This window comes from Geobacillus zalihae NBRC 101842 (assembly GCF_001544135.1).
GTDB classification, from domain to species: domain Bacteria; phylum Bacillota; class Bacilli; order Bacillales; family Anoxybacillaceae; genus Geobacillus; species Geobacillus zalihae.
On record NZ_BCPV01000013.1, the window covers coordinates 44,815 to 60,542 of the forward strand.

At 52.1% G+C, this 15,728-nt stretch carries 12 protein-coding genes and 4 pseudogenes; all 16 read right to left on the reverse strand.

Going from position 1 to position 15,728, the window contains the following annotated elements; translation table 11 throughout:
- Positions 1–112: 112 nt before the first annotated feature.
- On the reverse strand, positions 113–1,036 hold the full coding sequence (locus GZ1_RS06205) for a dipeptidase (RefSeq protein WP_060788127.1): 924 nt from the start codon (positions 1,034–1,036) through the stop codon (positions 113–115).
- A 93-nt stretch (positions 1,037–1,129) separates the two neighbouring features.
- Positions 1,130–1,390 carry a stage V sporulation protein SpoVS gene (gene spoVS, locus GZ1_RS06210; protein WP_003251598.1) on the reverse strand — a complete coding sequence of 87 codons (261 nt, stop codon included), beginning with the start codon at positions 1,388–1,390 and terminating at the stop codon, positions 1,130–1,132.
- 128 nt (positions 1,391–1,518) lie between these two features.
- On the reverse strand, positions 1,519–2,313 hold the full coding sequence (locus GZ1_RS06215) for a TIGR00282 family metallophosphoesterase (RefSeq protein WP_060788128.1): 795 nt from the start codon (positions 2,311–2,313) through the stop codon (positions 1,519–1,521).
- A gap of 113 nt (positions 2,314–2,426) precedes the next feature.
- Positions 2,427–3,983 carry a ribonuclease Y gene (rny, locus tag GZ1_RS06220; RefSeq protein WP_033012175.1) on the reverse strand — a complete coding sequence of 519 codons (1,557 nt, stop codon included), beginning with the start codon at positions 3,981–3,983 and terminating at the stop codon, positions 2,427–2,429.
- Positions 3,984–4,414: 431 nt separating this feature from the next.
- Positions 4,415–5,089, reverse strand: a pseudogene (recA, locus tag GZ1_RS06225) (recombinase RecA); the annotation flags it as partial.
- Positions 5,090–5,275: 186 nt separating this feature from the next.
- Entirely contained in the window at positions 5,276–7,183 is a 1,908-nt protein-coding gene (locus tag GZ1_RS06230; RefSeq protein WP_060788130.1) for a group II intron reverse transcriptase, read from the reverse strand.
- A 710-nt stretch (positions 7,184–7,893) separates the two neighbouring features.
- A pseudogene (locus GZ1_RS19940) lies at positions 7,894–7,977 on the reverse strand (hypothetical protein); the annotation flags it as partial.
- A gap of 1,024 nt (positions 7,978–9,001) precedes the next feature.
- Positions 9,002–9,289: pseudogene (locus GZ1_RS06235) on the reverse strand (recombinase RecA); the annotation flags it as partial.
- Between the two features lie 177 nt (positions 9,290–9,466).
- Positions 9,467–10,711: a competence/damage-inducible protein A gene (locus GZ1_RS06240; protein WP_015374449.1), complete on the reverse strand. Its 1,245-nt coding sequence runs from the start codon at positions 10,709–10,711 to the stop codon at positions 9,467–9,469.
- A gap of 26 nt (positions 10,712–10,737) precedes the next feature.
- Entirely contained in the window at positions 10,738–11,316 is a 579-nt protein-coding gene (gene pgsA, locus GZ1_RS06245) for a CDP-diacylglycerol--glycerol-3-phosphate 3-phosphatidyltransferase (RefSeq protein ID WP_011230793.1), read from the reverse strand.
- A gap of 80 nt (positions 11,317–11,396) precedes the next feature.
- A complete protein-coding gene (locus GZ1_RS06250) occupies positions 11,397–12,290 on the reverse strand; it encodes a helix-turn-helix domain-containing protein (RefSeq protein WP_060788131.1) in 894 nt (297 codons plus the stop codon).
- Positions 12,291–12,317: 27 nt separating this feature from the next.
- On the reverse strand, positions 12,318–13,109 hold the full coding sequence (locus tag GZ1_RS06255) for a DUF3388 domain-containing protein (protein WP_015374447.1): 792 nt from the start codon (positions 13,107–13,109) through the stop codon (positions 12,318–12,320).
- A 131-nt stretch (positions 13,110–13,240) separates the two neighbouring features.
- Positions 13,241–13,489, reverse strand: coding sequence for a DUF3243 domain-containing protein (locus tag GZ1_RS06260; protein ID WP_011230790.1), 249 nt, complete (start codon positions 13,487–13,489; stop codon positions 13,241–13,243).
- Between the two features lie 62 nt (positions 13,490–13,551).
- The gene (gene ymfI / locus GZ1_RS06265) at positions 13,552–14,268 is read right to left on the reverse strand and encodes an elongation factor P 5-aminopentanone reductase (protein ID WP_015374446.1); all 717 of its coding nucleotides are present in this window, start codon (positions 14,266–14,268) and stop codon (positions 13,552–13,554) included.
- 54 nt (positions 14,269–14,322) lie between these two features.
- Complete coding sequence (gene yfmH / locus GZ1_RS06270) at positions 14,323–15,612, reverse strand: EF-P 5-aminopentanol modification-associated protein YfmH (protein ID WP_015374445.1); 1,290 nt, start codon at positions 15,610–15,612, stop codon at positions 14,323–14,325.
- Positions 15,593–15,728 (reverse strand): annotated as a pseudogene (locus GZ1_RS19805) (EF-P 5-aminopentanol modification-associated protein YfmF); the annotation flags it as partial. The gene yfmH and the pseudogene GZ1_RS19805, both read right to left, overlap by 20 nt.

Below are 15,728 nucleotides of genomic sequence, written 5' to 3' on the forward strand. Positions count from 1 at the left end.
GTACCACTTTTCTGACAAGGAAACTATCATTTTAAACGCCTTTTTCAGCCGGCACCGCGGATGCCCTGTCTTCTATTTTAGGATACGCAGAGCCGATACTCCGTGATATTCGTCACTCCGGTAAATGGGCGTAGAAGTTGCCGAATAAAAAGCGGGATGCTTGTTCGGCGGAGTAATGCTTGTACAGCTCGTTGACAAGCCGCGCATATTCCCTTGCCGTTCCAAGACCGGCGACCGTCTCCGTGATGCCATCGAAGTCGGAGCCGAACCCAACGTTGTTTTCCCCCCCGAGCGCGCAGATATGGTCGAGAAGGCGAAGCACATCGGCGATCGTTGCTCTCCGTTTGTCCTTCGTTAAAAAGTACGGGACAAAATTGATGCCAATCATCCCGTCTTTTTCAATCAGCGCTTTCAGCTGCTCGTCCGTCAGATTGCGCGGATGCGGGCAGAGGCGATGGGCGTTCGAATGAGAAGCGATCGGAAAACAGGCTGTTTCGATCACATCCCAAAACGCTCTTTCCGACAAATGGGACACATCGACCCACCGCTTTGTTTCATTGAGCAGCTCGACGACTTGCCGGCCAAACGCGGTCAAGCCGGCGCCGCGCTTCTCCCACGCCCCGTCGGCGACGGCGTTTGGAAAGTTCCACGTCAGGCCGACAGAAGCGACGCCGAGGCGAAGAAGCGTCTTTAACTTGACAAGGTTGGCGCCGATGGCGTCGCATCCTTCGAGCGTCAACATCGCGCCAATTTCCCCTTCTTTCAGTGCGGCGATATCCTGCTTCGTCCGCACAAACTTGACGGACGGGAACGCCTCGACGATGCGGGCAAAGAAAATGTCCACCATCTCCAATGCCGCTGTGAACCGGGCTTCTTCCGGCACGGTTTCCGGCACGTAAATGGCAAAACATTGCACTTTTATTCCCGCTTCCGCCATGCCAGAAAAGGTGACATGAAGCGGCGCCCCATCGTGAAACGACAACGACCGGTCTTGCCATAGCTTCATGAGCGCATCACAGTGAGCATCGAAAATCATTCATTTTCCCCCTTAAAAAAGCAAAAATAACCTGCCTGCCTTCTGCAGCGAAGGCGCCAACAGGTTATATTTTACCATTGACTCATCATCGAGTTAACGAGGTTCGACGATTAATTTAATGGCGGTCCGCTCTTCTCCGTCAATAATAATATCGGTAAACGCCGGAATGCAAATCAAGTCCATGCCGCTTGGTGCCACAAACCCTCGTGCGATCGCTACTGCCTTAACGGCTTGGTTCAATGCACCTGCACCGATCGCCTGAATTTCCGCCGCGCCGCGCTCGCGCAGCACCCCGGCAAGTGCACCGGCTACAGAGTTCGGATTCGACTTTGCTGAAACTTTTAATATTTCCATTTCTAGCTCCTCCCTCGTCCCCTTGAAAAATGGATTTCGGTAAAATGTCTTCACTGTAACTATATTCACTGTTTCGACAACTATTCCTGCTGAGGAGAAGCTTGTTTTTAAAATTTATAAAAAAACGATTATTCAAAATACGGGTGGTCGTCATTAATGATCAACCGTTCAATGCCAAGCGCACGCCCGCTTTTTCCATCAACATCGACAAGCACCGCGTTCAGCTGGCTTCGTCCTTCCTTGACGCCGAACCGGACCGGCAGTCCGGTTAAAAATTTGCGCAGCACCGCGTCGCGGTCAACCCCTAAAATGCCGTCATACGGGCCGGTCATGCCGACATCGGTAATATACGCCGTACCCTTCGGCAAAATGCGATTGTCCGCCGTCTGAACGTGCGTATGCGTGCCGATGACGGCCGACACGCGTCCATCCAAGTGCCAACCCATCGCCTGTTTTTCGCTTGTCGCCTCAGCGTGAAAATCAACGATGATGACCGGCGTGCGCGCCGAGGCAGCGGCAATCAATTCATCCGCTTTTTGAAACGGACAGTCAATCGCCGGCAAAAACGTCCGCCCTTGCAAGTTGATGACCGCCGCCTCCCCTTGCTCGGTCGGCACGTAGACGATGCCTTTTCCCGGTGTGCCGGGCGGATAGTTCGCCGGGCGGATGAGCGCCTTCGCCTGATCGATGAATTCAAAAATATCGCGCTTGTCCCACGCATGGTTGCCTAATGTCACAACATGGGCGCCTTGGGCCAAAAACGCCCGGTAAATCGGCTCGGTGATCCCTTTCCCGCCGGCGGCGTTTTCACCATTGATGATGACGATATCGGGACGGTGTTTTTCTTTTAATTTCGGCAAATAATGCTCAACCATTTTTTGCCCCGGCGAACCGACGACATCGCCAATAAATAAGATTCTCATGATCGATCCCTTTCTAATCAAAAAAATATGACGCTTCGCTTCAAAGGTGGTGCGGATCCATTGTACTTTCTCATTTTACGCACAAAAAAATAAAGTGGCAATAGGATGCCACTTTATTTCGCATATTCGACCGCGCGCGTTTCACGGATGACGGTCACTTTAATATGGCCCGGGTAGTCGAGCTCTTCTTCAATCCGTTTGCGGATGTCACGCGCCAACCGGTGCGCTTCCAAATCGTCGATCATATCCGGCTTGACCATGATGCGCACTTCGCGGCCAGCCTGGATGGCGTACGATTTTTCCACGCCTTCGTACGATTCCGCGATTTCCTCCAGTTTCTCTAAGCGGCGAATATAGTTTTCCAGCGTCTCGCTGCGCGCTCCCGGCCGCGCTGCGGAGAGCGCATCCGCCGCCGCCACAAGCACCGCGATGACCGATGTCGGCTCGGTGTCGCCATGGTGGGAGGCGATGCTGTTGATGACGACGGGATGTTCTTTGTACTTCGTCGCCAGCTCGACGCCGATCTCCACGTGGCTGCCTTCAACCTCATGGTCGATCGCCTTGCCGATATCATGAAGCAAGCCGGCCCGGCGCGCCAACATTTCGTCTTCTCCGAGTTCGGCCGCCATCAGTCCGGCTAAAAACGCCACTTCCACCGAATGTTTCAAGACGTTTTGTCCGTAGCTCGTCCGGAACTTCAGCCGCCCTAAAATTTTGATCAAATCCGGATGCAAGCCATGGACGCCGACTTCAAACGTCGTCTGCTCACCGACTTCGCGAATGTGCTCATCGACTTCGCGGCGCGCCTTTTCCACCATTTCTTCAATGCGCGCCGGGTGGATGCGTCCGTCTTGCACAAGCTTGTCTAACGCGATGCGCGCCGTTTCGCGGCGAATCGGATCAAACCCGGACAAAATCACCGCTTCCGGCGTATCATCGATAATTAAATCGATGCCAGTCAGCGTCTCAAGCGTGCGAATGTTCCGCCCTTCGCGCCCGATGATCCGCCCTTTCATTTCATCGTTTGGCAAGTTGACGACGGACACCGTCGTTTCGGCGACATGGTCGGCGGCGCAGCGCTGGATGGCCAGCGACAAAATCGCTTTCGCCCGCTTGTCCGCTTCCTCTTTCGCCCGCGTTTCCGCCTCTTTGATCATCATGGCAATCTCATGGGACAGTTCTTTTTCAACGCGTTCCAAAATGAGCTGGCGCGCATCGTCGCGCGTCAGGCCGGAAATGCGTTCGAGTTCGGTTTGTTGCTGCTTCACGAGCGCTTCCACTTTGCTTTCCATTTGTTCAATATGCTGTTGTCTTTCGTTTAACGCTTCTTCCTTCGCTTCAAGCAGCGCCTCGCGTTTGTTGAGCGCTTCATCTTTGCGATCGAGGTTTTCCTCCTTTTGCATCAAGCGGTTTTCTTGTTTTTGGAGCTCGCTTCTCCGGTCGCGGATGTCGCGCTCCGCTTCCGTCCGCAATTTATGAATCTCGTCTTTCGCTTCGAGAAGCGCCTCTTTTTTCAAGGCGTCCGCCTCGCGTCTCGCCTCTTCAATCAGCTGCTCGGCAGCTGCTTTCGCGCCACCGATTTTCGCTTCGGCAATCGATTTGCGAACAAAAAAGCCAACAACGGCACCAATGACTAAGGCAAGCAAAGCGGAGATGATGATCGAACCCATCGTTTCACCTCCTCTTGCTGTTTCGTTTTCCCTTGCGCCTTCTTCGCGCCATCGTCCGGCGCAGATGGACATTCCCGTTTTCAACGTATTGGCTTGGTCGTTTGCCTGGCCATTTCCACGCGCCCCCGCATCCAAGCAGTTCGCCGCTGCGGGCGGGCACGCGACCCTGCCGTGTACATGGACAAATATACATGTTCATTGTAAAGGCGGCGGTAGGAATTGTCAAGATATTACACAGGAGCCTTCTTAAGCCGCGGCACGCAGAGCGTTCTGCTCTGCCTCTTCTTTTTGGCAAAATGCGAAAAGAAACAGAACCGCCTGCAAGTTAGTCGGGCGTCCTCCGGCATATCCTGCAAAGGGACGTGAATGGCCGTTCCGTTTCGGCAGCTAGGAAAAAGGCGCCCCAGCCATGCCAGGACGCCTTCCGTCTGTTATTCCTCAAGCAGCCCAAATTCGTCTTGCATCGGTTCGCCGCCTGCTTCGCCATCATCGATGCCGTAATGTTTGCGGATGGCGCGGGCGATTTCTTCGGCGATATGCGGGTTTTCTTTCAAAAATTGTTTTGCATTCTCCCGCCCTTGGCCGAGCCGTTCGTCTTTGTACGAATACCATGAGCCGCTTTTTTGCACGATGTCCAATTCGGACGCCATGTCGAGAATTTCCCCTTCGCGGGAAATGCCTTCGCCGTACATAATGTCGACGTCAGCCGTTTTAAATGGCGGCGCAACTTTGTTTTTGACGACTTTAATTTTCGTCTTGTTGCCGACCATATCATTGCCTTGCTTAATTTGCTCGGCGCGGCGCACCTCTAGGCGGACGGAAGCGTAAAACTTGAGCGCCCGCCCGCCCGGCGTCGTTTCCGGATTGCCAAACATGACGCCGACTTTTTCGCGAATTTGGTTGATGAAGATGGCGATCGTTTTCGATTTGTTAATGGCGCCAGACAGCTTGCGAAGCGCCTGGGACATAAGCCGCGCTTGCAAGCCGACATGGGCGTCGCCCATCTCCCCTTCAATTTCCGCTTTCGGCACAAGCGCCGCCACCGAGTCGATGACGATAATATCGACCGCGCCGCTTCGCACGAGCGCTTCCGCGATTTCGAGCGATAGTGATAGGTAAGCCTTTGATGCAATCTCCGGCTTTTCCCCCACCCCACACCGTGCGTGCGAGTTTCCCCGCACACGGCGTTCCACCGGGACAGCTTCGATAGCCCCGTTTGGGCTATCTCTCCACCATATCACCTCGCGATGACATGGCAGCAGCACCTACAATTTTTCCAGCGAACAGAACTTTTATATTTTCAGCTTGTTCCTATACTCCGTTAGTTTGTCAATCATTTTTCGTTCTGTAAACGGCGGTTCTTGGTTGCTATGGACAAGCCTATGGCATTGGTTGCATAAGCTAACTAGATTAACGGTCTTATTGATCTCACTTAAAGGTTTACTCGGGTCAATATGATGGCAGTGGAAGTTACCGGGACTTAAGTATACAGCACATATTTTGTATTTTCCTTTATCTCTGTGAAATACATTCACCCTATTTAAGAAATATTCAAGATTATATTTCCCATCATTATGCTCAGATAAAATGTAGATGAATATCGAATCGTGATCAAACAGACTCATTTTATCTGGCAATCGTATTTTTCTATGCTTTTCTTCATACATTTTTCTGCCGTCTGCAGTGTATGGGGTCATTTCTTGTTTGAATACTGTTGCATACTGTATAGGCGTTATTTTTGCATGAGTAATCCCTACTCTTATGCCATCCTCTGTGACGACAGAAAAATGTTTCATTTGATAGCCTTTATGTCTGTCAATCCGATTGTGAAACTCTGACACAGGCCTTTTATATTGCGCCGCTTTTTCTTTCCCATACATTTTAACCCAGGTGCGGTAGGCTGTCTCTTCAATGACGCGATCTACTTTGCCCATAATGTACTTGGAAATGCCTATTTTTAGATGATTGGCTAATCCTATAATTTTGGCGTTAATGTTTTCAATATCAAGGGCTTTCTCTAATTCCGATTTTCTCGTTCTTAACAATCGAATATCGCGCTTAATTTCTTTGACCTTGGCATTGACTTTTTCCATATCGGGAATCATTCTAGCGGCGAATCCTTTTTTATGAAAGCGCCGCTTTCCTGCCTCAATACAAAAGCCAAGAAACTTAACCCGTTGTTCGCGGATATCTGCAATGAACGTTTTCTCATCCGATAGAGTTAAGTGCAACTCACAGGCTAAATACTGCTTACATTGCTCCCTTATTTTTTCCGCATATTCTTTCGTATCCGTAAGAATAACCCAATCATCAGCATAACGAATGTAAAAGACGGGATGATGTCCCTTGTTCCTTAACGCCGCTAATGCGTTTTTCTTTTCCCGATAGTTTGCGTTATTAGGGTGATACTCATATTCTTGGCCAACCATCCAGTCAAAGCTGTTGAGATATACATTAGCCAACAACGGGCTAATAATTCCTCCCTGAGGAATCCCCCTAGCGGTTGGATAGAATTTACCTTGTATCACTTGCCCCGCCTTCAGCATTTTCTTAACGATGCATAGTACCCGTTTATCCCTAACGCCCATATTCCACATGATGTTCAGAAGCTTCTTATGATTGATGTGATCAAAATAACTTTCAATGTCACCTTTTACAACCCAATACAGCTTGCTTCCGTTGATGATTTTCAGCATCCAGGCTAAGGCATGTTCGGTGGAGCGATACGGTCTGAACCCATAACTGTGCGGATAGAATTGGGCTTCGAAAATCGGCTCGAGCACTATCCGGAGCATCTCTTGGATGATTCTATCCGTCACCGCGGATATTCCTAAGGACCTCGTTTCCCCTTCCTCATTCGGACTATTGCCTTTTCTTTTTGAGCTTTTGGCATTTCCTTTGGGCTTGTTGCACCTTCTCACTGGTATAGGCTTATAGTCATTGAGTTTGGCTTTTATCATCCCGAAAACCTTTTCCGTTGGCATAAGCAAATAATCATCTACTATTTTCTGATCAATCCCCGCCGTTTTGCTACCTTTATTGCTTTTAATATTGCGAATAGCTTCTAAAATGACAACATCATTTTGAAGCAACTCAAGCATGCCGTAAAAATGTTTTTCCTTTTTAGCTTCTTGATAAAGAAGATCCAAGCAGTTTCTCAAGTCCTGTTCGCTTTTTACGACAAGTTTGTTTACCTTCATGCTCCTTTCTCCCTTTTTATAATACTGGGTGGAAGTGCCATGAATTAGCCTGCTTGCCGTAACATGTAGATACTTTGCCGCCCCGGCTGGTTCCCTTCACTCCAGAGCGTTTTTTCCTCCCCCATCGTTGCCTTTGGGGTTCAAACGGCGCTCCTTCATCATTACTATGGAACCGCTGACTCCCCCTAAGATATCATCGACCAGCCCTGTCTCCTCCTTAGGGGGCCTCTCACGTTCCCTACAGCCTATCCCTTCTTTTGAACGCCCTTAGGTGCCTACTCTACTCGGCAGGACCTCTGATTGGAACGTCCGCTACCCATCAGAGCAGTAACCGAACTAAGCCAGCCGGTTAAAGGAAACACCGCAAACAAGACACGGTGGTTCGTCCTGTATGGTCCCTTTTCAGGGAGCACCGGTAACCGAGCTTCACGCATAGGTTCCTTTCGTCACCATAGGCGTCTTTTAAGGAGCCCCGCACCACTTTCGCCATAGCCACATTTTGCGGCCTTAGGCTACTTGGGTTACGACTTCACCTGGCTTCATACATCCCGGTGAGGGTGCACCGGAATGCATGCAGGAGTCTCAGGCTCGTGGATATAGGACTATCACCACGGGAAGGAATTTCACCTTCCAACTCGGCTGTAGAGTTGTCCCGATGTTCCCATCGGACTCCGCTTTCGTGCCTACGCACTTATACGGAAACGTGACGCACCTTGCTCGCCCGTGTCAGGCTGGGAAAGCAGCAATTCATCGATATTGACCCCTAATTTTTGTGCATAGATGGGGTCGAGCGATAGCGATAGGTAATAGTCACCCTCGGCATTACCCGGAGGGGCTATTTTCCCCCGCTTCACACCGTGCGTGCGAGTTTCCCCGCACACGGCGTTCCATCGAGTACCCCGGTTACTAATCCGCTCTAGACTTTACTAGTGTACGCACTTTCTGTATTCCTCGAGTTTACTTATTGTGTAATGGCGTACATCTTGTCTTGTAGGTCGCGGAATTCCTGCTCCGACCTAGGAATGATTAGTTCTTGAAACGTTTGGTTGATAGTATCAAATCCTTTCTAGCGGATTTGTACCATACACGTTTTTAGTCAGTTTTGCTCACCGAAACCCTTACGGATTTCCTCACGGCTTCCTAATCATTGTCTGGGTTAGTAACCTAGGGTACTCGACTATGCCCCTTCGCTCCGCAGGAGTTACCCTGCTTCATCACTACTACGGGCTGCTGCCCCACCCCTTCAGCAGTCATTTCCTCCTGCTTAGCGGCATCGGGATGCGCATCCCTTGGCATCCGCTGGGGTGGTTCACCTGTACCGCATCACCTATCCTTGCATGCTCCCTTAGGCTCCACCTCTGACCCGTCAGCCGCCTTTCTGCCCATGGTTGGAGGGCTCAAGGCAAAGATCCTCTACGGGATCAATCCAGACTCGGCAAACACGAATACCTCATCCAGGGCTGAACCTCACTTAGGAGGTGAGCGCCTTCTTTTTTCGGCGCCCCACGCCTTACGAGCCGTACTTCCGGTGGTTCGTTCCAACGCTATGCGTTCTCTAGCCATAGGAGCTTTATGGACCCCCGGCTACTTCGCTAACCGCTTCTCAGGTCTGCTTTTCGCCGTCCTCTCCGAGCTTCGTACAGCCATGTTGCGCACCATGACCGCACGTCGGGGTATTAGGGCGGGAATGCCAACCTTCATTCCCGTCTCGGATTTTCACCGAGCTCTCGGTGATGCAGTTAGGACCTACTCATGCTCAGTCCCGCTGACTTTTCGCACGGCGTTTCCGCCATACTTCAGTCAGCAACAGGTCGCACCGTGCTCTGCGTCGATGAAAGCTGCTTGCCCGCCCCGCTTTTGCACTTCCGCGATCGCGTGAAGGGCAACGGTCGTTTTCCCGGACGATTCCGGGCCGTAAATTTCCACAATCCGCCCGCGCGGATAGCCGCCGACGCCTAACGCGATGTCGAGCGCCAGCGAACCGCTCGGCACGACCGACACTTTGCGGTCGACTTGCTCGCCGAGCTTCATGATGGCCCCCTTGCCAAACTGTCGTTCAATTTGTTTTAATGCCTGCTCCAATGCAGCTTGACGATCTTGGTTCACTAACCTACTCCTCCTTATTCTAGGACTACTTATACTATAACGCGTTTTGCGGCCATTGCCAAGCAAAAAACGAACGTCCATTCGTTTTTTCGGTGGAGAAACTAGCAACAATCGCCATACTCATGCGGTGGAAAAAACGATGTGCGGTGGAGAATGGAGAAGGAAGGGGGCGGCCGATCAGCAGTCGGCCGCGAGCATCTCAAGCAGAAAAAAACAGCCGTATTTGGCGGTGCGGATGCGAATGGCATCACGCGTGCCGGACAGCGTCAGACGGTGGACAGTTGCATCGCGCCCGCGGACGGCGATGCCGATATACACAGTGCCGGGCGGGTGGCCCTCAAGCGGATCGGGTCCGGCGACGCCGGTGAAGCTGATGCCGATATCCGCATCGCACATCGCGCGGACGTTTTCAGCAAGCAAACGGGCGCACGGCTCGCTCACCGCCCCTTCTGCCTCAAGCAGCGTGCGCGGTATGCCAAGCACCTGTTCTTTGACGCCGTTTGTGTAGCAGACGACACCGCCCTGCACGACTTGAGACGCGCCGGGGATGGCGGTGAGCTGTTCGAGGAAAAGGCCGCCGGTCAAACTTTCGGCCGACGCGATCGTCCATCCTCTTTCTTTTAACCGCTCGAGCGTCTTTGTAAACAACGTTTCATCGTTATATCCGTAGCAGTGGCGGCCGACGCGCGCCAAAATGGCCGCTTCCACTTCGTCAAGAAGCCGCTTCGCCTCCGCCTCATCCTGATGCTTCGCTGTCAGACGAAGCGTCACTTCACCGTCGCCGGCCAGCGGCGCGATCGTCGGATTCGACTGGGCGTCGATCAAATCCGCAATCGCCGTCTCGAGCGCTGATTCACCGATGCCAAAAAAGCGGAGCACGCGCGACTCGATGCGCTCGGAAAGCGAAAACGTACGGCGCAAAAAGGCGTTTCCGTATTTTTTGAACATCGGCCGCATTTCTTTCGGCGGCCCGGGCAGCAACATGTACGTAATGCCGTCTGCCACAAGCGCCATCCCTGGCGCCATGCCGTGCTCGTTTTTCAGCACCGTCGATCCTTCCAAGACGAGCGCCTGCTTTTTATTGTTTTCTGTCATCGGCCGGTTTGTGCGGGCAAAATACGCCTCAATCGCTCGGAGCGCTTCCTCGTCGATCACGAGTCGGCGGCCAAGCAAACGGGCGATCGTCTCCTTCGTTAAATCGTCTTTCGTCGGGCCGAGACCGCCGGTGAAAATGATGAGGTTCGCTCTCGTTTGCGCCGTTTTCACCGCCTGTTCGAGGCGGCCGGCGTTGTCGCCGACGACGGTATGGAAATAGACGTTAATGCCAAGCATCGCCAGCTGCTGCGACAAAAACTGGGCGTTCGTATTGGCGATTTGCCCAAGCAACAGCTCGGAGCCAACGGCAATGATCTCCGCGTTCAACAGACTTTCTCCCCCTTTGCGGCCGGCTATTTCGAATGGGAAAACGCATGTCTGTTTTTCGCAAAATAATCCCAGCCAGACCAAATCGTGAAAATGACCGCCACCCACAGCGCCAATTCAGCGAACGGAAACGAAATGAGCGAGAAAGGGAAGTTATGTAACAATAAAGCGGAAATGGCGACAATTTGCGTCCATGTCTTGATTTTGCCAAGCATGTTGGCAGCGACGACTTCCCCCTCGCCGGCAAGCACGAGCCGCAAGCCGGTGACGGCAAACTCGCGGCTGATGATGACAATCACCATCCACGCCGGAACGGCCCCGAGCTCGACAAGCACGATCAGCGCCGCCGACACAAGCAATTTATCGGCAAGCGGATCTAAAAATTTTCCTAAATTCGTCACCAACCCGTATTTGCGGGCATAGTAGCCATCGATCCAGTCCGTCGCTGAGGCGATGATGAAAATGAGCGCGCCGGCAAGATGGGCCACCGGAAGCTCTGTCCCGCCGATTTGGATGCTTCCCCACCCGAACGGAACGAGCATCACGATCAAGAAAAACGGGATGAGCATAATGCGCGCTACCGTAATTTTATTCGGCAAGTTCACCACAAATACCTCCGCTCATTCAACATCGTTCAGTCCGTGCGAAAAGCAGGCGCCTTCCTGCGGAAAAGCGCCCTGTTCCATCATTTCTTCAACACGAAATGCAGCTTTTGGTATACTTCCTCTTTCGGGGCAAACGGATAGGCAAACGGCTGGCCGTTTACCTTCATGTCGACGTCCAGCGTACGCCCGATTTTCACCCATACTTCGCTTTCGGCCGACAGATCGAACGTTTTCGTCTGCCCGCTTGTCAAGTTTCCGCGGTAAAACGTATGGCCTTTCGTATTGTATACTTCGACCCATGACGTTCCTTTGGATGAAAGCTCGATGGAAAACGCGCCGGAGCTTTCGACTTCAATCGTCGCCGTGTTGCCGCGCTTTTCCGTCACATTCATCGCCGCAGCCGGCTGTTCTTCTTCGCCAGTCGGCGCTGGCTGTTCATTTTGCTGTCCGTTTTCATTCGTTGCCTTCTCGTCCGTTTCCTTCGCCGGCTGCTTTTGTTTCGCTTGCTCAAGCGGCGAATGTTTCGGCTTTTCGACCTCCGCTGTTTTTGGGCTTGTCTTTGTCGGCGGCTCATTTGCGGCGCCGTGCTGGAGCAGCACCCAAACGAGGACTGCCGCCCCGATGACGACCGCCGCGACAACCACTTTCGGCAGCCAATCGAGCCATTTCGCCCCCTCGGCAGACAGTTGCTGGTGCGTCTTCACGCGCGACAGCGTCTGCGGAATGTCATCTTGATAAGACTGGGGAATGTCCTGTTTATACTGTTCAAACAGCTCATCCGGATCAAGCCCGACCGCTTCAGCATATTGCCGGATGAAGGCACGCACATAAAAATTTCCAGGCATGATGGCATAGTTGCCTTCTTCGATGCCGATCAAATACCGCTTTTGAATTTTCGTCATCTCCTGCAGCTCGTCCAAACTCATCTTTTTTTCTTCCCGTGCTTCCCGCAAACGTTTTCCTAGTTCCGTCAACGGCCAACACCTTCCACTTTTTTTAAATTAAAACCCAAATTCGGAAAACCCGTCATCGCCCAACAATGACGGGCGGTCAATCGCTTCGTAGGAAATATCTTCGTCCGGTTCATGGCGCAGCTCAATCATATAATCAAAATCATCGAGCGTGTATTCCGTATGGCGAACAAACATGTCCGGATGCTCGACGACTTTCGTCGCCTCAAGGCGCATGAGCTCACGGATGAGCTGCCAGTGCTGCTCGTTCCCGCGGCGCGTTGAGACGATGCCGTCGATAATGAAAATGTTGTCCTCGCTATACTCATCTTCCATCAACTGCGTGCGAACCGTCTGTTTAATCAGCGTCGATGAAACAAACAGCCATCGTTTGTTGGCGCACACGCTGGCGGCGACGATCGATTCTGTCTTGCCGACGCGCGGCATCCCGCGGATGCCGATGAGCTTATGCCCTTTTTCTTTAAAAAGTTCCGCCATAAAATCGACAAGCAGTCCAAGTTCATCACGGACGAAGCGGAACGTTTTTTTGTCATCGGCATCGCGCTGGATATAACGGCCGTGGCGGACGGCGAGGCGGTCGAGCAGCTTCGGCTGGCGCAGCTTCGTCACCGTAATGTTGTCCATCGTCCGCAAGATCGTCGCCAACCGTTCTATTTGCTCGTTATTGTCGCACAAAAGCAACATGCCGCGGCGCGAATCCCGGACACCGTTGATCGTCACGATGTTAATGGACAACATACCGAGCAGCGAAGCAACGTCGCCGAGCAACCCCGGGCGGTTGACATGAATTTCATATTCCAAATACCATTCCTGCTTGCCCATCCCGTCTCCTCCCTTGCCGGTGTCCGCACGAACGCCTTATGCTAAGTTCATACTACTATAATTATAAATGGAAAAGCAACCGAAAAGGAGGAAGAAAAAAGAGAGGGAGGCCCCTCTCTTTTACCGGGTGATTATTTTTGTTGGACCAGCTTGACCATCATGTTGGCAAGGGCGTGCTGCTCTTTTTCATCCGCAACGCTCCAAAGATCAGCGAGCACCCGTTCTTCCGGGTTTTTCGGGTCGACGTGTTTCGCCAAATAATCCCCGATTTGGTAAGCGACATCTGTGATCACTTGCTGGGTCAATCCTTGCTGTTGCGCTTGTTCTAAACGTTCCGCCAAAAAGTCTTTCCATTGTTCAAAGTTATCCAGTACCGACATGTCAATCCCTCCTTGTTGAATGTTTCAAGGATAGTTTGCCTGCCGAACCGGAAAATATACGTTCAACAATACCAGCCGCCGTTGACGGAAATGACTTGGCCGGTGATATACGAAGCGCCATCAGACAGCAAAAACGCCACCGTTTCCGCCACCTCATCCGGGGTGCCGAGCCGGCCGGCTGGAATTTCGTCAGTGAGCGCTTCCAGCTCCTCAGGACGAAACACCCGCAGCATATCGGTATCAATCGCCCCCGGTGCAACAGCGTTGACGCGAATGCCGCTTGGGGCAAGCTCCTTGGCCAGCGCCTTGGCAAACGCGTTCTGCCCTCCCTTTGTCATCGAGTACACCGCCTCGCATGAAGCGCCGCACAATCCCCAAATCGAGGAAATGAACACAATATGACCGCGCTTTCTCGCCACCATTGATGGGATCAGCCTTTTGATGAGCAACACCGGGCTTGTCATGTGAAGCCGCACCATCCGCTCGATTAATTCATCGTTCATGTCGGTCAACAATCCGTAATAGCTTGCACCGCTGTTGTAAACGATGGCATCAACCGGGCGATCGATTTGCGAAACGAGCTTTTCCACCCCATCCGGTGCCGACAAATCGGCCTCAATCGGCACAATATGCACATCGTTAAGCTCTTCTTTCAGCGCTTCAACAGGCGCCCGTCGCCGATAGTAATGGAGAAAAAGTCCGTACCCCTCCCGAGCGAGCACACGGGCGATGCTTTGTCCGATGCCTCCAGAGGCTCCCGTAATCAAGGCGTAGCGCATGAAACCATCCTCTCCTTTTTGCCGCAAAAAAGCATCCTTCTCAGGAAGGATGCCTTATTGCCCTTTTGGAACGACTTCGCAAACCGCGATTTGCGAATCGCGGAAGCAAGAAGAGGCAACCGCCGAGATATCGTCCATGGCAAGGGATGAAAGCGCCGGCAAAATGTCAAACAAGTTGGATCCGTAAAACGCGTAGCGCGTAAACTGGTTGGCGATGTATTCCGGCGAGTTGAGCGCGCGCAAAAAGGCGCCGATTTTTTTCTTTTTCACCCGTTCAAACTCTTCCTTTTTGACTGCTTCCGACGAAAACGACAGCAGCACCGTTTGAATTTCCGAAGCGAGCCGTTCAGCGTCCCTTGTATCGCCGCCGATCAACGCGAAGCCGAACCCGCGCTCTTCTGTATAATCGTACATAAATGTATCATCGATCAATCCTTCGCGGTACAGCCGTTCATAATGCGGCGAGCTTTTTCCAAACAAATAGTCCAATGCGACGTGGAAGGCAAGCTCATGCCGAAGTTTTTGTTCGCCGGCTTCAGGAACGGACGGCGCTTTGATGCCGACAAAGCACTTGTTCGTCTGCACATGCATCGGAATCACTTTTTTCTTTTCCGCTACTGCGCTCGGTTCTTCATACGCAAATCGCTTCACTTCCGGAGCTTGCGGGAACGACTTTTTCGCCTGGTTGTCGCGGATTTGCTGCATGATTTTTTGTTCATCGACCGGGCCGACGACAAACAAAAGCATGTTGCTCGGGTGGTAAAACGTTTCGTAGCACTCATACAGCAACTCTTTCGTAATTTGGGCGATCGATTCAACTGTGCCGGCGATGTCGATTTTGACCGGATGGTTGTGATACATGCTTTCGATGGCGCCGAAATAGACGCGCCAGTCTGGGTTGTCGTCGTACATCCGGATTTCCTGGCCGATGATCCCTTTTTCTTTTTCCACTGTCTTATCGGAAAAGTACGGGCTTTGCACAAAATCGATCAACGTTTCCAAGTTTTTCTCGACGTTGTCGGTGCTTGAGAACAAATAGGCGGTGCGGGTGAACGTCGTAAAGGCGTTCGCCGAGGCGCCTTGTTTGCTGAACTGCTGAAACACGTCGCCGTCTTCTTTTTCAAACAGCTTATGCTCCAAAAAATGGGCGATGCCGTCCGGAACGCGCTTCATCTCCGTTTTACCGAGCGGGACGAACTGGTTGTCGACCGAACCGTAGTTCGTGGTGAATGTCGCATACGTTTTGTTGAATCCTTTTTTCGGCAAAATGTACACGTCAAGGCCGTTGTCCATTTTTTCATAAAACAGCTCTTCGTGCAGCGTCTCATACACCCGTTTTTCCATCTTCCGTCGCCTCCATTCCGGTCAAAAAGTACACCGTATCAAGCTTCACCTTGTCAGCGACGCGCACCACATCCTCGCGCGTCACTTGATCGGTGCCGGCCATCCATTCATCGATC

Excerpts from the sequence above, each read along its gene's own strand:
- GZ1_RS06260 (WP_011230790.1), bottom strand. The coding sequence starts at position 13,489 with ATGTCGGTACTGGATAACTTTGAACAATGGAAAGACTTTTTGGCGGAA.
- rny (WP_033012175.1), bottom strand. The coding sequence starts at position 3,983 with ATGGGTTCGATCATCATCTCCGCTTTGCTTGCCTTAGTCATTGGTGCC.
- spoVS (WP_003251598.1), bottom strand. The coding sequence starts at position 1,390 with ATGGAAATATTAAAAGTTTCAGCAAAGTCGAATCCGAACTCTGTAGCC.
- ymfI (WP_015374446.1), bottom strand. The coding sequence starts at position 14,268 with ATGCGCTACGCCTTGATTACGGGAGCCTCTGGAGGCATCGGACAAAGC.
- GZ1_RS06255 (WP_015374447.1), bottom strand. The coding sequence starts at position 13,109 with ATGGGCAAGCAGGAATGGTATTTGGAATATGAAATTCATGTCAACCGC.
- yfmH (WP_015374445.1), bottom strand. The coding sequence starts at position 15,612 with ATGGAAAAACGGGTGTATGAGACGCTGCACGAAGAGCTGTTTTATGAA.
- GZ1_RS06230 (WP_060788130.1), bottom strand. The coding sequence starts at position 7,183 with ATGAAGGTAAACAAACTTGTCGTAAAAAGCGAACAGGACTTGAGAAAC.
- GZ1_RS06205 (WP_060788127.1), bottom strand. The coding sequence starts at position 1,036 with ATGATTTTCGATGCTCACTGTGATGCGCTCATGAAGCTATGGCAAGAC.
- GZ1_RS06215 (WP_060788128.1), bottom strand. The coding sequence starts at position 2,313 with ATGAGAATCTTATTTATTGGCGATGTCGTCGGTTCGCCGGGGCAAAAA.